The following is a 17,276-nucleotide window of genomic DNA, read 5'->3' as shown; positions in this document are numbered from 1 at the left end:
GCCTTCGCCGGGGTGACGGAGGCGTTTCAGAACACTGCCATCGCGGCGTGCAGTGTCAGCGCGATCAGCACCAGGCTGGACAGCAGGAACAGCGCGAAGCGGGTGCTGATCTTGTTGAAGGTCGCCTGCACGATGCTGTGGACGATGCGCAGGCCGACATAGGCCCATGCGAGCGTGGCGTTGAACCCGTTGCCTGTGCCGGTGAACGCGATCACCAGCGCGACGGCGTAGAACAAGGTCGGCTGCTCCATCAGATGCATGTAATTGTGCGCCGGCCATTGCGCCTGATCGGGCACCACGCCGTCGAGCTGGCCGGGCTTGCCGCCGCGGGCTTTGGACAGATCGATCCCGACCTTCTTCATCGCCGGCAGGCGTACGGCGATCATCCACGCCCACATCACCAGCGACCATGCGATCAGGACCACGATCGGCTTCAGAATTTCGCTATGCATTGCCCTTACTCTCCCCTGTTTGGGACGAAGATGCACCACGCGCCACGATGCGGCAACGGATTTGCATGTGGCGGCAACGGTGAGTGGATGACGGATTTGTCATGCGATGATCAGAATATTCACGGGGTTGTCTGAAGCATCATGCGCGCATGGCCGGGACAGGCCGGTTCCAGCAGGAGAAGGTTCCATGAAATTCACTGTCATCGCAGCGCTTGCCGCCGCCACTCTGGCCTTAGCCGGTCCGGCCGACGCCAAGGGATGCCTCAAGGGCGCGGCCGTCGGCGGGGTCGGCGGGCATCTGGCCGGGCATCACGCCGTGCTGGGCGCGGCGGCGGGATGCGCGATCGGGCACCACCGTGCCGCGAAAGCCGCACGGACTGAAAAGACCCAGGCCGCCGCAGCGCGTCACTGAAGCTGAGACATACTTCCGGGTGATGCAGCCGCTCCAAACGAGCTGCATCACCCGTCAGGGGCGGGCCATCGCGCCGTTCATCCAGCGCACGAACAGTTGCGGCCAGAGCGAGCCGGGCAGCGCATCGGGCAGGCCGACGCCGAAACCGTGGCCGCCCTGCTGGAAGATATGGGCCTCGACCGGAACGCGGGCGGCATGGGCGGCGGCGATCAGATCCAGACCGTTGATGACCGGCACGGTGCCGTCATCCTCGGCATGCATGATGAACAAGGGTGGCGTATCGGCGCGCATGTTGCGATCGGTGGCGTAGCGCGCCTCCATCGCCGGCGACGGATTGGGGCCGAGCAGGTTGGGCCGGGAGCCGCCGCGGCTGCGTCCGGGATCCATGTTCGACACCGCATACATCAGCCCACCAAAGCGCGGGCGGGCCGATTCGGCGTCGGCGGCATCGATGGAAGTGTAGACCTTCGCCGCATATTGCGTGACGAGCGAGGCGGCGAGATGGCCGCCAGCGGAGAAGCCGACCACGCCGAGCTTGGCCGGATCGATGCGATAGCGCGCGGCCTGGAAACGGATGAGGCGCATCGCGCGCTGTGCGTCGGCGAGCGGAGTATCGGCCCGATCGCGCCAGCCGTCGCCGGGCAGGCGGTAGTTCAGGACGAAGCAGGTGATGCCGTGTTGCGCGAGAACGCGCGCGACGCTGACGCCTTCATTTTCCAGCGAGACGAAGCCGTAACCGCCGCCGGGCGCGATCAGCACGGCGCGGCCGTCGGGACGGGCAGGCCGGATCACGCCGACGTCCGGCGACGACGTGCCGCGCATCCAGATGTCGCCGCGCTGGGTGAATTCCGGCGACGGGCGTGGCATCCGGGCCGGGGCACCGGGCGGCAGGCCGGGCCAGAGTTTGAAGCTTTCGAGCGGCGGCCAGATCGGCGCGACCGGTCGTCCTTGCGCGGCGCGCGCGAGGGAAGGGACCGCCGCAGCCCCGAGGCCGAGGCCCAGAAGCGCGCGGCGGTCGGTTGTCATCAATCGAAGCTCGCGCCCCAGCGGCGCTTGGTGCGGTCCTTCCACAGGCCGCGATGATAGGCGTCCGACGCCAGCAGCGGCATGACCGAACCGGCTTCGGCGAAGACCATCTGTTCGATGCCGGTGTTCACCTTGCCCCAGCTCGCCGCTTCCTGCAGCGTGGACGAGGAGCAGGCACCGTCGCGCACGTCGGCGACGGTGATCTGCACGGCGTATTTATGAACCTGCACGTCGTCATGACCGAGGATTTCCGCGCAGACGACGGTGTCCTGGATGAAGTTCTTCGGCACGCCACCGCCGATCATCAGCAGGCCGGTGGTGCCGGCCTTGATCTTGATGTCGGTGAGTTCGCGGAAGTCGGCGATGGCGTCGAGCACCATGTACGGCTGCCCCGCCTTGGCGCGATCGACCTGATGCTTGACGAGGCCGAAGCCGGCCGAGCTGTCCACGAATGCCGGGCAGAAGATCGGCACGTCATGCTCGTAGGCGAGCTTGACGAGGCTGTTGTCCTTCTTGCCGTGCTCGACCAGATACTTGCCCATCTCGCGGATGAATTCGCGGCTGGAATAAGGGCGCGGTTCGAGCGTTTCGGCGATCTCGAAGATCGTGTGATCGACGTGCTGGAGTTGCTCCTCGTCGATATACGTATCGTAGATGCGGTCGATCAGCAGCGAGCGCAGCGTATCGTCGTCCGGCACTTCGAGCGCCTGATAATGTTTGTGGCCGAGGCCTTCGAAGAAATCCATGTCCACGATCGTCGCGCCGGTGGCGACGACGCCGTCGATCATGTTGTTGCGCAGCAGTTCCGCATAGAGGTCCATGCAGCCGCCGGCGCTGGTCGAACCGGCGATGACGAGGAAGATCGAGCAATCGGGATCGGCGAGCATCTGGTTGTAGATGTCGGTCGCGCGGCCGAGATCGCGGCTGGTGAAGCTCATCTTCTTCATCGCATCGACGATCGGGCGGGCGTCGAACTTGGTGATGTCGATATGTTCGACGGTGGTCGAGAGAAGCTCGGCCTTGCGGTTGGTGTTCAGGGGTTCGGTCATGATCTATCCTTATCCCCCTCCCGCTTGCGGGAGGGGCTAGGGGTGGGCTCGCGCTTACCGCGAGCGTTTTGCGTGGAGGTGAGCGCGAGCCCACCCCCGACCCCTCCCGCAAGCGGGAGGGGGGAAGAAGGCGAATGCGCTTATGCTGTTACAGCGTGACGACGTTCGAGGCGACCTGTTCGTCGGCCTCGAGGTACAGCGAGGCCATCGGCTCGTCGTCCATGATCACCGTTTCGTCCGAGCCGAAGCCGTTGAACGCGGTGCGCATGGCGCAGCCGTAGGCGCCGAGCATGCCGATCTCGATATAGTCGCCGGCCTGGGCATCGGCGGGCAGCATGAACGGGCCGGCCATGTGATCCATATCGTCACAGGTCGGGCCGTAGAAGCTAAACGCCATATCCTTGGCGCGGCTGTCGGGCTCGCGGAGCAATTGCACCGGGAAGCGCCAGCCGACATGCGCGGCATCGAACAATGCGCCGTATGCGCCGTCGTTGATGTAGAGTTCGTCGCCACGACGACGCTCCACGCGGACGACCAAAGAGCTGTATTCGGCGCACAAGGCACGGCCCGGTTCGGCCCAGAGTTCGGACGAATAGCTGACCGGCAGCGATTCGAACGCACGGTGGATCGTCTCGAAATAGCGCTCCAGCGGGGGCGGCTCCATGCCGGGATAGCTGGACGGGAAACCGCCGCCGACGTCGATCACGTCGACCGTGACCGCCGCATCGACGATCGCCGCGCGGACGCGTTCGAGCGCGTTGGCATAGGCCTCCGGCGTCATCGCCTGCGACCCGACATGGAAGCAGATGCCGAGCGCATCGGCCGCCTGACGGGCACGGAACAGCAATTCCTTCGTTTCGCCCGGTGCGGCGCCGAATTTCGATGCGAGGCTGAGCTTCGAATGTTCCGACGACACGCGCAGCCGGACGCAGAGGGTCAGGTCCGTCGCGTTCTTCGTCGCGAGCAGGATCTTGTCCAGCTCTTCCAGCGAATCGAGACTGAAGGTGCGACAGCCGTGCGTGAAATACGCCTCGGCGATCGCCTCCGATGCCTTGACCGGGTGCATGAAGCAAAGCGTTGCTTCGGGCAGCAGGCGCGCGACCAGGCGCACCTCGGCGATCGAGGCGACGTCGTAATGCGTGATGCCGCTATCCCACAGGACCTGGATCAGGTCCGGCGAGGGATTCGCCTTCACGGCATAGAGCGACCGGCCCGGAAACTTCTCGACGAAGAAGCGGGCGGCGCGCGCAGCGGCGTGCGGGCGGATCAGCGTGACCGGCTGGACCGGTCGTGACTTAGCGATGTCAGCTGCGGTGATCGCAGTCGGACGGGTGGTCGCTAACCCCAGCGTGTTATGATGCTTGTGCAATTCAAGGGACCTCCAATGTCCGTAGACAAGTTCACGAAACACTGCCTTGCGGTTGGAAGTCCCATGGGGCAGCGGAAGGGCGAAATAGGATCGTGTTTCGGCGATGTAAAGCGGTATTGGACCCGTCTCGATTGATCGGAGACGAATTGTGACGTTTGTGCGACAGCCTACCCGAGCCGGCGTCCGCGATGCGGCGGCGAAGATCGCTTCGGTGGTGCCCCCGTCGCCGCTGTTCGTCGCGGAAATCCGTGGAAGTTCAATCGCTTTCAAATGCGAATGCCTGCAACCGATGGGCGCGTTCAAGCTGCGCGGGGCGTGGCACCGGCTGACGGCGATCGACCCGGAAATGCGCGGGCGCGGCGTCGTGGCGTTCTCCAGCGGCAATCATGCGCAGGGAATCGCCTGGGCAGCGAAGCGCCTCGGCATGCCGGCGACGGTGGTGATGCCGGCGGACGCGCCGAAATCGAAGCGCGAGGGCACGCTGGCGCTGGGGGCGGAGATCGTTTCGTACGACCGGCACAGCGAGAGTCGCGAGCAGATCGCCGGGCGGCTGGCCGAGGCGCGGGGCGCGGTTCTGGTGCCGAGCTTCGACGATCCGTGGGTGATCGAGGGGCAGGGCAGCACGGGCATAGAGGCGGCGGCGCAGATGGAGGCGCAGGGGCTGGGCCCAGCGGTACAGGTGGTGGTGCCGTGCGGCGGCGGCGGGCTGGCGGCGGGCATCGCGCTCGGCCTGCCGGATGCGATGATGACGGTGGTGGAGCCGGAGGGCTGGGACGATATGCGCCGGTCGCTGGAGGCGGGGTGGATCGAGGAGGTCGGGGCGGATGCTCCGGCGACGGCATGCGATGCGTTGCAGACGAAGCGGGTGTCGGACCTGACGTTCGACGTGCTGTCGCGCCGGGGCGTGCGCGGGGTGGCGGTTAGCGAGTTCGAGATCCGGGTCGCGCAGCGTTGGGCGGCGGAGCAGTTGCGGCTGGTGGTGGAGCCGGGCGGCGCGGTGGCGCTGGCGGCTTTGCTGGCGGGCAAGGTGGAGGCGACGGCGGGGACTTTGGTGATCCTGTCGGGCGGGAATGTGGACCGGGAGAATTATGGGCGGGTGTTGGCGGGAGGGGATTGATCCTCTGGCCCCGGTTTTTCCTCAATCCTTTCATCTCCGTTCGATTCGAGCGAAGTCGAGAAACTTTGCGCAGCGCCAAGACCTGTTTCTCGACTTCGCTCGAAACGAACGGGTAAAGGGGGCGCTATGAATACCGAAACCTTGACCGGCATTGGTGCCGCAGCGCCGGCCATTGCGATGCTCGGGATGTTCGCCTGCGTGGCGGGCGGCATCTATCTGATCGCGACGAAGCGGGATCGGAAAAAGGGCGTGTTGCTGCTGGTGATGTCGGTGGTCTTGCTGGGCAACGTGCTGGTTTGGACGCTGTAGTTCGCGGCGAAATCTGGGCGAAGTTCACACAAGGTCACACCGTATGAGGCAGTGCGTCGCGAGGCGCGGAGGTGGTGTTCGCAGCGATGTGAAAGAGCGAGGCTGCTTATACTCGGACCGGCGCTTGTAGGACAGGGCTGTTCGGACCAGCCTTTCTGCCGCCCTGCCGTTGAAGCGAGCTTTTAGAAAGAGGAAGCGGGATCCCGGGTCTAGCCCGGGATGACGGTGGGGTACATTTTGCGGGGCGGGCATGGGCGAAGCCCATGCCGTCGGCCGGTGCGAGGGCACCGCCGGCCGGGCTCGACATCGCGGGCGCGGATTAGCGCAGCTAATCCGCTGCTCCCAATTCACCTGATGGGTGAATTGGGGTCGAGCCGCATATCCAGATACTTGTCCACGCTGCCCATCAGCTCGGGCATCTCATGCTCGAAAAAATGGTTCGCCTTGGGGATCGTGTCGTGGTGGATCGTGATGTGCTTCTGCGTGCGCAGCTTGTCGACCAGCTTCTGGGTGGCGAGCGGCGGGGAGACTTCGTCATTCTCGCCCTGAATCATGATGCCGCTGGCCGGGCAGGGGGCGAGGAAGGTGAAGTCGTACATGTTGGCCGGCGGCGCGACCGAGATGAAGCCGCGGATTTCCGGGCGGCGCATCAACAGCTGCATGCCGATCCACGCGCCGAAGCTGAAGCCGGCGATCCAGGTGGTCGAGGCTTCGGGGTGGAAGCTCTGCACCCAGTCGAGCGCGCTGGCCGCATCGCTCAGTTCGCCGATGCCGTTGTCGAACGTGCCCTGGCTCTTGCCGACACCGCGGAAGTTGAAGCGCAGGGTCGCGAAGCCGCGGCGCTGGAAGGTCTTGTAGAGCTGTTGCACGATCGCGTTGTTCATTGTGCCGCCGGCGGTCGGGTGCGGATGCAGGATCATCGCGACGGGTGCGCGCGGGCGCGGGCCGGGGGAGAAACGGCCTTCGAGACGGCCTTCGGGACCGGGGAAAATGACTTCTGGCATGGGAACCTGACCAATCTGGACGCGCAGCTTGGGCGCTGGAATGTGCGCGCTATATAAGAGACGCGCACCTTTTCGCAATTGGAACGACTCCTGACCGTCAACATGCCTGAACGCATCTATCTGGATCATGCCGCGACCACCGCGATGCTTCCGTGCGCGATCGATGCCGTGGCGGCGGGAATGCGGCGCTGGGCCAACCCGTCTTCGCCGCACGCCGAGGGGCGCGCGGCCAAGGCGGCGCTGGAGCAGGCGCGGTCGGCGGTGGCCGCTGCCTATGGATGGGCGGGCGAGACGTTGTTCACCAGCGGGGCGAGTGAATCGCTGGCCATCGCGACTCACCGGGCGGACGTTTCCGTGCGGATCATCACTGCGGTCGAGCATGATGCGGTGATGCGTTGGGCCACGCCGGAAACGATCGTGCTGCCGGTGGGGTCGGACGGCGTGCTGGCGCCGGAGGCGTTGGAGCGCGCCTTGTTGGCGGAGGGCCGTGCGCTGGTGACGGTGCAATGGGCCAACAGCGAGACGGGCCTGCGCCAGCCGATCGCGGAGATCGCGCGGGTGGTGCATGACGGGGGCGGGTTGCTGCTGGTCGATGCGGCGCAGATGCCTGCCGGAGTCGATCTGGACGTGGCCGAGCATGCCGATTTCGTGGCGTTGTCGGCGCACAAGCGTGGCGGGCCGCCGGGTGTCGGGGCGTTGCTGGTGCGCGATCTGGGCACGCTGGCGCCGACCGGGGGGCAGGAGCGCGGTTACCGTCCGGGGACGGAGAATCTGCCTGCCGTGCTGGGCTATGCTGCGGCGTTGGCCGAGCCGGAGCCTGTCGAAGAATATGCGCGTTTGCGGGCGATGCTGAACGATTCGGTGACGCGATCGGGGGGTGAGGTGATTGCGGGCGGGTCCGTGCGGCATCCGGCGATCGGGGCGTATCGCATGCCCGGCGTGCCGAGCTTCGTGCAGTTGATCGATTTCGATGCGGCCGGGTTCGCGGTGTCGGCGGGGAGTGCGTGCGCCTCGGGCAGCATGAAGCCGAGCCATGTGCTGGCGGCGATCGGCCTACCGGAAGCGGCGGGGCGCGAGGTGGTGCGCGCGAGTTTCGGGCGGTCGACGAGCGAGGCGGATGTGCGGGCGTTCATCGCCACGTGGCGCGGCGTGGCGCGATCGAAGCAGCGGTTCGTGGCGTGATCTATCTGGATTATCAGGCGACCACGCCGCTGGCACCCGAGGCGTTCGAGGCGATGCTGCCGTGGCTGCGCGACGATTTCGTCAATCCGCATTCGTCGCATGCGGCGGGGCGGCGGGCGAAGGCGGCGGTGGAGGTGGCACGGGAGCAGGTGGCGGCGTTGCTGCCCGAACGCGGGCGGGTGAGTTTTACTAGTGGGGCGACCGAGGCGCTGAACTGGGCGCTTAAGGGTGTCGGCTCTGGGCGGATCGTGACGCTGGCGACCGAGCATGCCGCAGTGCTGGATACGGTCGAGGCGCTGGCGCGGGGCGGGCGCGAGGTGGTCGTGCTGCCGGTCGGGGCGGATGGGCTGGTCGATCTGGGGTTGGCGCGGGCGGCGATTCAGCCGGGGACGGCTCTGGTCGCGGCGATGCTGGTCAATAACGAGATTGGGGTGGTCCAGCCGGTCGCCGAACTGGCGGAGATGGCGCACGCGGCGGGCGCGCTGATGCTGTGCGATGCGGTGCAGGGGTTCGGGCGGGTTGTAATTCCCGACGGGTGCGATCTGGTCGCGGTGTCTGCGCACAAGGTGCATGGGCCGAAGGGGATCGGGGCGCTCTGGGTGCGAGACGGGCTTGCGCTGGAGCCGCTGATGCATGGCGGCGGGCAGGAGGCCGGTGGGCGATCAGGGACTTTGTCGCCGGCATTGTGTGTGGGGTTTGGCGTGGCGGCGCGGTTGATGGGGGAGTTGCGGGCGGCGGATGCGGGGCATGTCGATGCGTTGTGGGAATTGGCTTTGGCCCAGCTCGACTTACTTGCTCCCCTCCCTGGAAGGGAGGGGTTGGGGGTGGGTTCCTATCGAGGGAATGTTGCGCCAGCCCCATACCGACCCACCCCCGGCCCCTCCCTTCCAGGGAGGGGAGTAGAAAGGTGGCACCTCAATGGCTCCGCCGCCGCTCGCTACTACGGCAATCTCAACATCCGTCGCGATGGCCTCGACGTGGCGCGCCTCATGTCGGACCTGCGCGATATCGCATTCTCCGCCGGGTCGGCGTGCGCGAGTGGATCGGGGCGGTCGAGCCATGTGTTGCGGGGCATCGGGCTTACCGAGACGCAGGCGCGGGCGAGTGTTCGGATCGGGTTCGGTCGCTATACGACCGAGGCAGAATTGATCGAGGCGATCGAGCGGATCGTTGCCGCCGCCGATGCTCAGCGGATTGCCGCGTGATGCTGGTGCGATTCGTTGGGACGGACGGCGCGGTGCGTGAGGTGCAGGGCGTTCCGGGCGACCGGTTGCTCGATCTCGCGCAGGCAGACGGGCAGCCGCTGGAGGGGACGTGCGAGGGGCAGATGGCGTGTTCGACGTGCCACGTGATCGTCGCGGCGGAGGATTTCGCGCGGCTGCCCAAAGCGAGCGAAGATGAGGAGGATATGCTCGATCTTGCGATGGGCGCGACGCGGACGAGCCGGCTTGCCTGCCAGATCTGGCTCGATGCGGATTGGCCCGAACTGACGGTACGGATTCCGGGCGAAGCGCGGAACATGAGCGGACGGTAATGGTTTCGCTCCCGTGCCGAAGAGGCATGGAGGAGATAAGACATGAAGATTTTGGGATTGATCGCTGCCGGGTTGCTCGGCGCCGTGACGTTGGCGCCGGCCTCGGCGAGCGCCGCTCCGGTCGCAGCGGGTTCCGCTACGCTGATGGTGGCCGGTGTCGTGGTCGCGCCGCAGGCGGTCGTCGTGCGCGAGCGGACCACGGTGCGTCGCGGGCCGGGCTATCGCGGTGGCAATCGCTGGGCGAACCGACGCGTGTGCACCAATCGCTGGCGCGGCAACCGCAAGATCCGCACCTGCCGTTCGGTGCGCTATCGCCGCTGATCTGCGCTATTGATCGCACCGCCCGACTTCCCTATCTGAGCCGCGGAAGTCGGGCGGACGTGGTCGTCGCCAACCTGGTCAGATCCGGAAGGAAGCAGCCACAACGATTTCGCCACGGGTCGTTCCGGCTTCCACCGCGAACCGCAGCAATGCTGCGGTGAGCGCGGCCGGCGGGGCTACAAGCCCCGTCCGACGGCGCGGCTTTGCCGCGGCGCGCTCTTCATTCCGACGTCGTAGAAGAAGAAGCGGGATCCCGGATCAAGTCCGGGATGACGGTTTTGGTTGGGGTGAGCGCAAAAACCTTTTCCTTACATCGCGCGTCATCCGCCCCTAGATAGTCGGCGATGTCCGAATCCCCCGATCTTCCGTCATTCGACTTGGGCGAACCCGCGCAGCCGCAAAAGCCGGAGGCGTACCGGGTGCTGGCGCGCAAATACCGGCCGCAGACCTTTGCCGAGCTGATCGGGCAGGATGCGATGGTCACGACGCTGGGGAACGCCATCAAGCGTGGGCGGTTGGCGCATGCCTTCCTGCTGACCGGCGTGCGCGGGGTGGGCAAGACCAGCACCGCGCGGCTGATCGCAAAGGCGCTGAACTGTATCGGGCCGGACGGTGAGGGCGGGCCGACGATCGATCCTTGCGGGACGTGCGAGCCATGCCGGGCGATCGCCGAGGGGCGGCACATCGACGTGATCGAGATGGACGCCGCGAGCCATACCGGCGTGGACGACGTGCGCGAGATTATCGATGCGTCGCGGTATTCGGCGGTTTCGGCGCGGTTCAAGATCTACATCATCGACGAAGTCCACATGTTGTCGAAGAACGCGTTCAACGCGCTGCTGAAGACGCTGGAGGAACCGCCCGCGCATGTGAAGTTTCTGTTCGCGACGACGGAAGTGAACAAGGTGCCGGTGACGGTGCTGTCGCGCTGCCAGCGGTTCGATTTGCGGCGCATCTCGGCGGAGCAGTTGGCGGCGCATTTCGCGTTCGTGTCGGCGGCGGAGCAGGTCGAGGCGGAGCCGGAGGCGCTGGCGATGATCGCGCGGGCGGCGGAAGGCTCGGCGCGCGACGGGCTGTCGATCCTCGATCAGGCGATCGCTCATGCGGGGATCGAGGGCGGTGGCGTGAAGGCGGCGGCGGTGCGCGATATGCTGGGCCTGTCGGATCGCGGTGCGGTGCGCGACCTGCTCGGGCTGCTGCTGGCGGGTGATGGACTGGGCGCGCTGGCGGCGCTGCGGCGGCAATACGATCTCGGCGTCGATCCGCAGGCGGTGCTGCGCGCGCTGCTGGAGACGGTGCATGGTGTGACGCTCGTGAAGCTCGGTACGCCGCCCGAATCGGGGCAGGCGCATGAGGAGCGCGCGGCGCAGGAGGGCTGGGCGAGCGCCCTGTCCTTCGCGGCGTTGCACCGGCTGTGGCAATTGCTGCTGAAGGGACATGACGAGGTCGCGCGGGCGGCGTTGCCGATCGAGGCGTGCGAGATGGCGTTGCTGCGCGTTGTCCATGCCTCGCAATTGCCCGATCCGGGTGAGCTGGCGCGCCAATTGGCGGCGGGCGGGCCGGTGACGATGGCTGCTGCGCCTTCTGCGCCAGCCGCGCAGGGCGCCGCGCCGGTCGAAGCGGCTCTTCCGGATACGATCGAGGGCATCATCGCGGTGCTGGAGACGGCGGGCGAATATGGCCTGGCGGTGAAGCTGGAGCGCAGTGCGAGCGTGATCGAGATCGCGCCGCCGGAAATGGTGCTGAGTTCGCTCCGGCCGCTGCCCGCCGATATGGTGCGCGACCTGATGGTCGAGCTGAAGCGCTGCACCGGGCGGGCGTGGAAGGTGACGACGGATGATGCCCCCGGCGCGCCGACGATCCGCGAGCGGCATCTTGAATCTAAAGAGGCGGTCCGGGCGGAAATTCTCGAAAGCCCGGTGGTCAAGGCGGCGTTCGAGGCGTTTCCCGATGCGGTGCTGCCCGAGGATGAACTGGACCGGCTGATTGCCGCCAAGAGGAGCGAACAGAAGTGAAGAGCATCGAAGACATCATGGCGATGGCGCAGAACGTGCAGAATGAACTTACCAAGGCGCAGGCCAATCTCGACACGATCGAGGTCGAGGGCGCGTCCGGCGGCGGACTGGTGAAGGTGAAGGCGTCGGCCAAGGGGCGGATCATCGGCATCGCGATCGACGATTCGCTGATCGTCGCATCCGAGAAGCAGATGCTGGAGGATTTGATCGTCGCGGCATTCAACGATGCGCGGGCGAAGGCCGATACGGCGTCGAACGACGAGATGGGCAAGCTGACCAGCGGGATGCCGTTGCCGCCGGGGTTTAAGCTGCCGTTTTAAGGTCTTGGTATCTTTTGAGATAATCCCCGTCATCCTTGCGCAGGCGAAGGGCCTTTTTTGTCCAGAGCGCGATGACAATAAAATGAACCGTTCGTGCTGAGCCTGTCGAAGCACGTGTTCCACAATCACCCACTGCGTTTGGGACACGTCCTTCGACAAGCTCAGGACGAACGGAGAGGGGGCAAGGCAGCGGGATCCCGGATCAAGTCCGGGATGACGGATTGGCAGGGTGGCGCGCTTATTCCGGTCTTGGCTTCCCGGCGGGCCAGGCGGAGAGGTCGATGACGCACATCGCGCCGAAGCGGGCGTGCGGGCCGCACCAGATGCCGGCGAAGCGCAATTCGGGTGACAGGAGCGTGCGGCGGTGGCCTCGGCCAGGAATGCCGTCGTCGATGACCAGTTGCCGCACGATCGCCTCGGCGCTGTCGAAGCCGTAGCTGACCGCTTCCACCACATATATGTCGCCGCCCTGCGCCTTGACGCGTTCTCCGGGCGAGAAGCCGCGTGCGGTGCGATGGCCGATCGCGCCGGTTTCGGCTTGTTCGTCCGCGAGGGTGCGGGCGGCGGTTTCCAGTATCGAGCCGGGGGCGAGCTGGGCGACCGGTGCCTGCCGGTTCAGCGCGGCGATCGCTTCGTTCACCGCTGGCGCGCCGTCGATCGAACGGCGGGTCAGCGCCTCGCCGGGTAGCGTGTAGGTTCGCGAATCGGGTGTGCCGAACAGGCGGCGATAGGATTGCAGGCTGGCGGCGTATCCGGCCGGATCGGTGCGCAGGCGGTTGAGTTCGGCCAACACCTCTTCTGTGCCGGGATAGCCGGGCGCTGAGGCGGTGAGCAGCGCCAGCATGATGGCGAGCAGCGGAGAGCGGAGCGCGTGCATCCTTATCTCAGGCAGGCGTCCAGCCCGTCGTTGCGGACCACGCCGACGCGGCGGGTGATGGCGTTGCCGTGGCGGCGGGTGAAGCCTTGCGGGGCGATGGCGGCGCGCTTTTTCGGCAGGGGTAGGATTGCGGCGATGCGGCCGGCCTCGGAGGGGGATAGAGTGCCCGCGCCATGGCCGAAATAGCGGATCGACCCGGCCTCGACGCCGTAGGTGCCGATGCCGGTTTCGGCGACGTTGAGATAGACCTCCATGATGCGGCGCTTGCCCCACAGGGTTTCGATCAGGACGGTGAAATACGCCTCCAAAGCCTTGCGGGCATAGCCGCCACCCTGGATCAGGAAGACGTTCTTCGCGGTCTGCTGGCTGATCGTGGATCCACCGCGCACGCGCCCGCCCTTGGCGTTGCGATAGGCGGCGTTGGCGATGGCGGTGAAATCGAAGCCGTGATGCCGGCAGAAGCGCGCATCCTCCCCGGCGATCGCGGCGCGCGGCATGTTCGGGTCGATCTGCGACAGCGGCTTCCATTCCTTGGTGACGCCGTTGCCGCCGATCAGGTCGCCGATCATCGTGAAGGTGATCGGTGGCGGCACGAAGCGGAACAGGAGAACCAGCAGGATCGAGCCGAGCAGGAACCAGAGCAGGCCCTTGACGATCCAGCCGGTGATGCGTCGGACGAGCGGGCGGCGGGGCTTGAGTGGGCGTGCGGTGGATCGGCTGCGGAGGGTGGCGTCGCTCATGACGTCTAGGTGCCGGATTGGAATGCGCGAGGGAAGGGTTTTGAGGTGGGGCGGCGGGGGCGATTATGGGTGTCGCTACTCCACAATGCCTTCACCTCCGATTTGAACAATGCCCACACGCCTTGATGTTCCCCAGCGGAGGCCGGGGCCCAGTCGTGAAACGGTCGTTGGCACGCCCCTTCCTTCGTTACATCGACCTTCCCGACTGGACCCCGGCCTTCGCCGGGGAACGAGATGTCCGGGAGGTCATACGCTACTGATCACCCCAGCGCAGGCTGCGGTCTTTGTGGGGCGGGTGCTGTGCCTGCCCCATAGAGATCCCAGCCTGCGCTGGGATGACGACGGTTTGATGGGGGGAGGGGTGTGCTTACACCGCCGCCAGCAAACGCCGATCGCCGGCCAGGCGCATCATCGCCTTTTGCAGCTTTTCGAACGCGCGGACTTCGATCTGGCGGACGCGTTCGCGCGATACGCCGTAGACTTGCGATAGTTCTTCCAGCGTCTTGGGGTCGTCGGTCAGGCGGCGTTCGGTCAGGATGTGCTGCTCGCGCTCGTTGAGGTCGTCCATCGCGCTGGTCAGCATTTCGTGGCGGACATCGGCTTCCTGCGCCTCTGCCACGACCGTGTCCTGCAGGGGAGCGTCATCCTGCAGCCAATCCTGCCACTGGCCGTCGCCATCCTCACGCATCGGCACGTTGAGCGAGGTGTCCCCGCCCATCGCCATGCGGCGGTTCATGCTGGTCACTTCCGCCTCGGTGACGCCGAGATCGGTGGCGATCTTGGTGAGATGCTCCGGCGACAGATCGCCGTCCTCGAACGCGTCGAGCTTCGACTTCATGCGGCGCAGGTTGAAGAACAATTTCTTCTGCGCGGCGGTGGTGCCCATCTTCACAAGGCTCCACGAGCGCAGGATATATTCCTGGATCGAGGCGCGGATCCACCACATCGCATAGGTGGCGAGGCGGAAGCCGCGATCGGCCTCGAACTTCTTCACGCCTTGCATCAGGCCGATATTGCCTTCGGAGATCAGTTCGGACGTCGGCAGGCCATAGCCGCGATAGCCCATCGCGATCTTCGCCACGAGGCGGAGGTGCGAGGTGACGAGCTGCGCCGCCGCATCCGTGTCGCCATGTTCCTCGAAGCGCTTGGCGAGCATATATTCCTGCTCGGGCGCGAGGATGGGGAATTTCTTGATTTCCGACAGATAGCGGTTGAGGCTTGCCTCGCCGCCAAGAGCGGGGACCGTGGCTGGCACGTTGCTTTTAGCCATGACTTGATCTCCCTTTGAACTGGGTATGCCGCATTGCAGCGAAACCCGATAGCTATACGTTAAGATGGCTGAACAGTTCCTGCATGTCGGCAGGCATTTCGCTTTCGAACGCCAAAGCTTCGCTTCTAATAGGGTGGATGAACCCCAAAAGGGCGGCGTGCAACGCCTGGCGACGGAAATTCAGGGTTTCCAAAAGCGGACGATGGCCTTGCTTTGTTCTACCGTAGACCGGGTCGCCGAGCAAGGGGTGGCCGATCGATGTCATGTGCACGCGCACCTGATGCGTGCGGCCGGTTTCGAGCCGGCATTCGACCAGGGCGGCGTTCCTGAGCGGGGTGACGGTGCGATAATGCGTCACCGCGCGTTTGCCGCCCTGGACGATCGCGACCTTCTTACGATCGGTCGAGGAGCGGGCGAGGGGAGCGTCGATCTTGCCCTCCAGCGGCATCGGACGGCCCTGCACGATCGCCTTGTAGCGCCGGTCGATGCTGTGATCGTGGAACTGTCGGGCGAGGCCTTCATGCGCGCGATCGGTCTTGGCGGCGACCATCAGGCCGGACGTGTCCTTGTCGATGCGGTGGACGATGCCGGGCCGCGCGACGCCGCCGATGCCCGACAGGCTGCCGCCGCAATGGTGGAGCAGCGCGTTGACCAAAGTGCCGTCGAGATTGCCGGCGGCGGGATGGACAACGAGACCGGCCTGCTTGTCGATGACGATCAGATGCTCGTCCTCGTAGACGATGGTCAGCGCGATATCCTGCGGCACGTTATGGGCCGGCGTCGGATCGGGCACCGCGACATTGAACATCGCCCCTGCCGCGGCCTTGCGCGAGGGATCGCGGGCCAGCGTGCCGGAGGGCTCGCTGACCGCGCCGCCGTTGATGAGCACTTTCAGGCGTTCGCGTGACAGGGTTGGCACCGCGTCGGCCAGCGCACGATCGAGACGCCAGCCGTCGGCTGTGTCGGAGATCGTTGCGGCGATGATGGAAACCCCCCGGCTCATGGCTTAGGATGTGGTCATGGTGTTGGAGATTTCAAGCACTCTGGTGGCGAGACTGCTAGACGAAGCGGCGGCGTCTCCCGGGGTGGAGGTGTGCGGGTTGCTGTTTGGGACGGGCGGGCGGATCGCGGGGTTGCAAAGTTGCCGCAATGTCGCTGCCGATCCCGCGACGGCGTTCGAGATCGATCCGGCCCAACTGATCGCGGCGCACCGGGCGGCGCGGGCGGGTGGCCCGCAGGTCGTCGGTTGTTATCATTCTCATCCGTCTGGGACGACCTTGCCTTCGGAACGTGATGCCCGGGCGGCCGTGGCGGACGGATCGATCTGGATCATCGTGGCCGGGCACGATGTCGGGTGTTGGCGCGCGGTGGTGGACGGGGCGGTGCATGGCCGCTTCGAGGCTGTTGCGATCCCGAGTTCTCCGTCGTCATCCTGACGAATGTCAGGATCCATCGTGCCACATAGGCGATCGTCAAGGTGGAGAAATGGATCCTGACCTTCGTCAGGATGACGGCAATAAGATGACGGATGTGAGGGCCATACCGGCCCGGCATGGGTTGCGCATGTGGCACGGCATCGCCAGAGAAGTGATGACGTCTATTACCTATCGGACCTTATCCATGACCATCAGCCCGGTCGATTTCGCCAGCCTGCTCTGTTCGCGACTGTGCCACGACCTGCTTTCGCCCGTCGGTGCGCTCAACAACGGGCTGGAACTGCTGGCCGACGAGCATGATCCCGAGATGCGCCAGCGTTGCCTGGAACTGCTGAACGAAAGCGCGCGGGCGTCGGCGAACAAGCTGAAATTCTTCCGGCTGGCGTTCGGCGCGGCGGGCGGGTTCGGCGAGATGGTGGATTCGCGCGAGGCGCGGGCGGCGATCGAGGGATTGTTCGGCGACAATCACCGCGTGAAACTCGGCTGGCTGATCGAGGACAGCACATTACCCAAGCCGGCGATCAAGGTTCTGCTCAACCTGGCGCTGATCGCGGGCGATGCGCTGATCCGGGGCGGGCAGCTGGATGTCGGCGCGGAGAGCGTGGACGGCGCAGTGGAGATCGTGGTGCGCGCGGATGGACCGCGCATCGTGCTGGACCAGGAAATGCGCGGCGCGCTGACCGGGGCGGACCCCGATGCGGTGATCACGCCGCGTGCGGCGGCGGCGTATCTGGTCCATGCCCTGGTGAAAGAGGGCGGCGGGCAGGTGCAGGTGTCCGATCCGGAGGAGCCGGTGTTGCTGTTCGGGGCGTCGTTCAAGGCCGGGTGACGGCCAACCTAACC

The 17,276-nt window shown here is 65.9% G+C and carries 20 protein-coding genes and 1 other RNA gene; 12 read left to right on the top strand and 9 right to left on the bottom strand.

The features are described 5' to 3' along the window. Positions 1-26 precede the first annotated feature (26 nt). Complete coding sequence (locus U1738_RS12275; protein ID WP_332789336.1) at positions 27-452, bottom strand: MAPEG family protein; 426 nt, start codon at positions 450-452, stop codon at positions 27-29. A 187-nt stretch (positions 453-639) separates the two neighbouring features. Here U1738_RS12275 and U1738_RS12270 point away from each other — a divergent pair, with 187 nt between their 5' ends. Beyond that, a complete protein-coding gene (locus U1738_RS12270; RefSeq protein WP_332789335.1) occupies positions 640-864 on the top strand; it encodes a hypothetical protein in 225 nt (74 codons plus the stop codon). Positions 865-918: 54 nt separating this feature from the next. On the opposite strand, the gene U1738_RS12265 is transcribed toward U1738_RS12270, so the two are convergent. The 3 genes from U1738_RS12265 to U1738_RS12255 form a co-directional block, all read right to left on the bottom strand. Then, positions 919-1,890, bottom strand: coding sequence for an alpha/beta hydrolase (locus tag U1738_RS12265; RefSeq protein WP_332789334.1), 972 nt, complete (start codon positions 1,888-1,890; stop codon positions 919-921). Next, positions 1,890-2,939, bottom strand: a complete 1,050-nt coding sequence (locus U1738_RS12260) for a 1,9-bis(guanidino)-5-aza-nonane synthase (RefSeq protein ID WP_332789333.1) — start codon at positions 2,937-2,939, stop codon at positions 1,890-1,892. Before U1738_RS12260 ends, U1738_RS12265 begins: the two co-directional genes overlap by 1 nt. Before the next feature lie 148 nt (positions 2,940-3,087). Continuing rightward, entirely contained in the window at positions 3,088-4,308 is a 1,221-nt protein-coding gene (locus U1738_RS12255) for a type III PLP-dependent enzyme (protein WP_332789332.1), read from the bottom strand. A 148-nt stretch (positions 4,309-4,456) separates the two neighbouring features. Here U1738_RS12255 and U1738_RS12250 point away from each other — a divergent pair, with 148 nt between their 5' ends. Next, positions 4,457-5,425, top strand: a complete 969-nt coding sequence (locus U1738_RS12250) for a threonine ammonia-lyase (RefSeq protein ID WP_332789331.1) — start codon at positions 4,457-4,459, stop codon at positions 5,423-5,425. Between the two features lie 126 nt (positions 5,426-5,551). After that, positions 5,552-5,734, top strand: coding sequence for a hypothetical protein (locus tag U1738_RS12245; RefSeq protein WP_332789330.1), 183 nt, complete (start codon positions 5,552-5,554; stop codon positions 5,732-5,734). 347 nt (positions 5,735-6,081) lie between these two features. On the opposite strand, the gene U1738_RS12240 is transcribed toward U1738_RS12245, so the two are convergent. Beyond that, entirely contained in the window at positions 6,082-6,738 is a 657-nt protein-coding gene (locus tag U1738_RS12240; RefSeq protein WP_332789329.1) for an alpha/beta hydrolase, read from the bottom strand. Between the two features lie 102 nt (positions 6,739-6,840). Here U1738_RS12240 and U1738_RS12235 point away from each other — a divergent pair, with 102 nt between their 5' ends. The 7 genes from U1738_RS12235 (at position 6,841) to U1738_RS12205 (ending at position 12,110) form a co-directional block, all read left to right on the top strand. Further along, the gene (locus U1738_RS12235) at positions 6,841-7,920 is read left to right on the top strand and encodes a cysteine desulfurase family protein (RefSeq protein WP_332789514.1); all 1,080 of its coding nucleotides are present in this window, start codon (positions 6,841-6,843) and stop codon (positions 7,918-7,920) included. Then, positions 7,917-9,125: a cysteine desulfurase family protein gene (locus U1738_RS12230; protein ID WP_332789513.1), complete on the top strand. Its 1,209-nt coding sequence runs from the start codon at positions 7,917-7,919 to the stop codon at positions 9,123-9,125. The genes U1738_RS12235 and U1738_RS12230 overlap by 4 nt, the downstream gene beginning before the upstream one ends. Next, positions 9,122-9,454 (top strand): 2Fe-2S iron-sulfur cluster-binding protein, encoded by a 333-nt coding sequence (locus tag U1738_RS12225; RefSeq protein ID WP_332789328.1) that lies wholly within the window; start codon positions 9,122-9,124, stop codon positions 9,452-9,454. The genes U1738_RS12230 and U1738_RS12225 overlap by 4 nt, the downstream gene beginning before the upstream one ends. Positions 9,455-9,496: 42 nt before the next feature. Then, positions 9,497-9,775, top strand: a complete 279-nt coding sequence (locus tag U1738_RS12220) for a hypothetical protein (RefSeq protein ID WP_332789327.1) — start codon at positions 9,497-9,499, stop codon at positions 9,773-9,775. A gap of 42 nt (positions 9,776-9,817) precedes the next feature. Beyond that, positions 9,818-9,913: signal recognition particle sRNA small type (ffs, locus tag U1738_RS12215), an RNA gene on the top strand. Between the two features lie 206 nt (positions 9,914-10,119). After that, the gene (locus tag U1738_RS12210; protein ID WP_332789326.1) at positions 10,120-11,790 is read left to right on the top strand and encodes a DNA polymerase III subunit gamma/tau; all 1,671 of its coding nucleotides are present in this window, start codon (positions 10,120-10,122) and stop codon (positions 11,788-11,790) included. Continuing rightward, positions 11,787-12,110, top strand: a complete 324-nt coding sequence (locus U1738_RS12205) for a YbaB/EbfC family nucleoid-associated protein (RefSeq protein ID WP_332789325.1) — start codon at positions 11,787-11,789, stop codon at positions 12,108-12,110. Before U1738_RS12210 ends, U1738_RS12205 begins: the two co-directional genes overlap by 4 nt. Before the next feature lie 238 nt (positions 12,111-12,348). Here the strand turns inward: U1738_RS12205 and U1738_RS12200 are convergent, their stop codons facing one another. From U1738_RS12200 to U1738_RS12185, 4 genes are all read right to left on the bottom strand, one after another. Continuing rightward, positions 12,349-12,987 carry a CAP domain-containing protein gene (locus U1738_RS12200; RefSeq protein WP_332789324.1) on the bottom strand — a complete coding sequence of 213 codons (639 nt, stop codon included), beginning with the start codon at positions 12,985-12,987 and terminating at the stop codon, positions 12,349-12,351. Positions 12,988-12,989: 2 nt separating this feature from the next. Then, positions 12,990-13,727, bottom strand: a complete 738-nt coding sequence (gene mtgA / locus U1738_RS12195; protein ID WP_332789323.1) for a monofunctional biosynthetic peptidoglycan transglycosylase — start codon at positions 13,725-13,727, stop codon at positions 12,990-12,992. Positions 13,728-14,094: 367 nt separating this feature from the next. Beyond that, a complete protein-coding gene (gene rpoH, locus U1738_RS12190; protein WP_055783172.1) occupies positions 14,095-14,997 on the bottom strand; it encodes an RNA polymerase sigma factor RpoH in 903 nt (300 codons plus the stop codon). Positions 14,998-15,049: 52 nt separating this feature from the next. Further along, positions 15,050-16,000, bottom strand: coding sequence for an RluA family pseudouridine synthase (locus U1738_RS12185; protein ID WP_332789322.1), 951 nt, complete (start codon positions 15,998-16,000; stop codon positions 15,050-15,052). Between the two features lie 16 nt (positions 16,001-16,016). Here U1738_RS12185 and U1738_RS12180 point away from each other — a divergent pair, with 16 nt between their 5' ends. Both U1738_RS12180 and U1738_RS12175 read left to right on the top strand, forming a co-directional pair. Continuing rightward, positions 16,017-16,433: a M67 family metallopeptidase gene (locus U1738_RS12180; RefSeq protein ID WP_443027010.1), complete on the top strand. Its 417-nt coding sequence runs from the start codon at positions 16,017-16,019 to the stop codon at positions 16,431-16,433. Positions 16,434-16,617: 184 nt separating this feature from the next. Further along, positions 16,618-17,262: a histidine phosphotransferase family protein gene (locus U1738_RS12175; RefSeq protein WP_332789320.1), complete on the top strand. Its 645-nt coding sequence runs from the start codon at positions 16,618-16,620 to the stop codon at positions 17,260-17,262. Positions 17,263-17,276 lie beyond the last annotated feature (14 nt).

It is taken from the genome of Parasphingomonas caseinilytica (assembly GCF_036663755.1).
Taxonomy (GTDB): domain Bacteria; phylum Pseudomonadota; class Alphaproteobacteria; order Sphingomonadales; family Sphingomonadaceae; genus Sphingomonas.
The sequence above is the reverse complement of the archived record's forward strand: the minus strand, read 5'-3'. Positions and strand labels throughout refer to the sequence as shown.

Coding starts and splice junctions, on each gene's coding strand:
- mtgA (WP_332789323.1), bottom strand. CDS start 13,727: ATGAGCGACGCCACCCTCCGCAGCCGATCCACCGCACGCCCACTCAAG.
- U1738_RS12240 (WP_332789329.1), bottom strand. CDS start 6,738: ATGCCAGAAGTCATTTTCCCCGGTCCCGAAGGCCGTCTCGAAGGCCGT.
- U1738_RS12260 (WP_332789333.1), bottom strand. CDS start 2,939: ATGACCGAACCCCTGAACACCAACCGCAAGGCCGAGCTTCTCTCGACC.
- U1738_RS12175 (WP_332789320.1), top strand. CDS start 16,618: ATGACCATCAGCCCGGTCGATTTCGCCAGCCTGCTCTGTTCGCGACTG.
- U1738_RS12220 (WP_332789327.1), top strand. CDS start 9,497: ATGAAGATTTTGGGATTGATCGCTGCCGGGTTGCTCGGCGCCGTGACG.
- U1738_RS12180 (WP_443027010.1), top strand. CDS start 16,017: ATGGTGTTGGAGATTTCAAGCACTCTGGTGGCGAGACTGCTAGACGAA.
- U1738_RS12185 (WP_332789322.1), bottom strand. CDS start 16,000: ATGAGCCGGGGGGTTTCCATCATCGCCGCAACGATCTCCGACACAGCC.
- U1738_RS12235 (WP_332789514.1), top strand. CDS start 6,841: ATGCCTGAACGCATCTATCTGGATCATGCCGCGACCACCGCGATGCTT.
- U1738_RS12210 (WP_332789326.1), top strand. CDS start 10,120: ATGTCCGAATCCCCCGATCTTCCGTCATTCGACTTGGGCGAACCCGCG.
- U1738_RS12245 (WP_332789330.1), top strand. CDS start 5,552: ATGAATACCGAAACCTTGACCGGCATTGGTGCCGCAGCGCCGGCCATT.
- U1738_RS12265 (WP_332789334.1), bottom strand. CDS start 1,890: ATGACAACCGACCGCCGCGCGCTTCTGGGCCTCGGCCTCGGGGCTGCG.
- U1738_RS12275 (WP_332789336.1), bottom strand. CDS start 452: ATGCATAGCGAAATTCTGAAGCCGATCGTGGTCCTGATCGCATGGTCG.
- rpoH (WP_055783172.1), bottom strand. CDS start 14,997: ATGGCTAAAAGCAACGTGCCAGCCACGGTCCCCGCTCTTGGCGGCGAG.
- U1738_RS12270 (WP_332789335.1), top strand. CDS start 640: ATGAAATTCACTGTCATCGCAGCGCTTGCCGCCGCCACTCTGGCCTTA.
- U1738_RS12200 (WP_332789324.1), bottom strand. CDS start 12,987: ATGCACGCGCTCCGCTCTCCGCTGCTCGCCATCATGCTGGCGCTGCTC.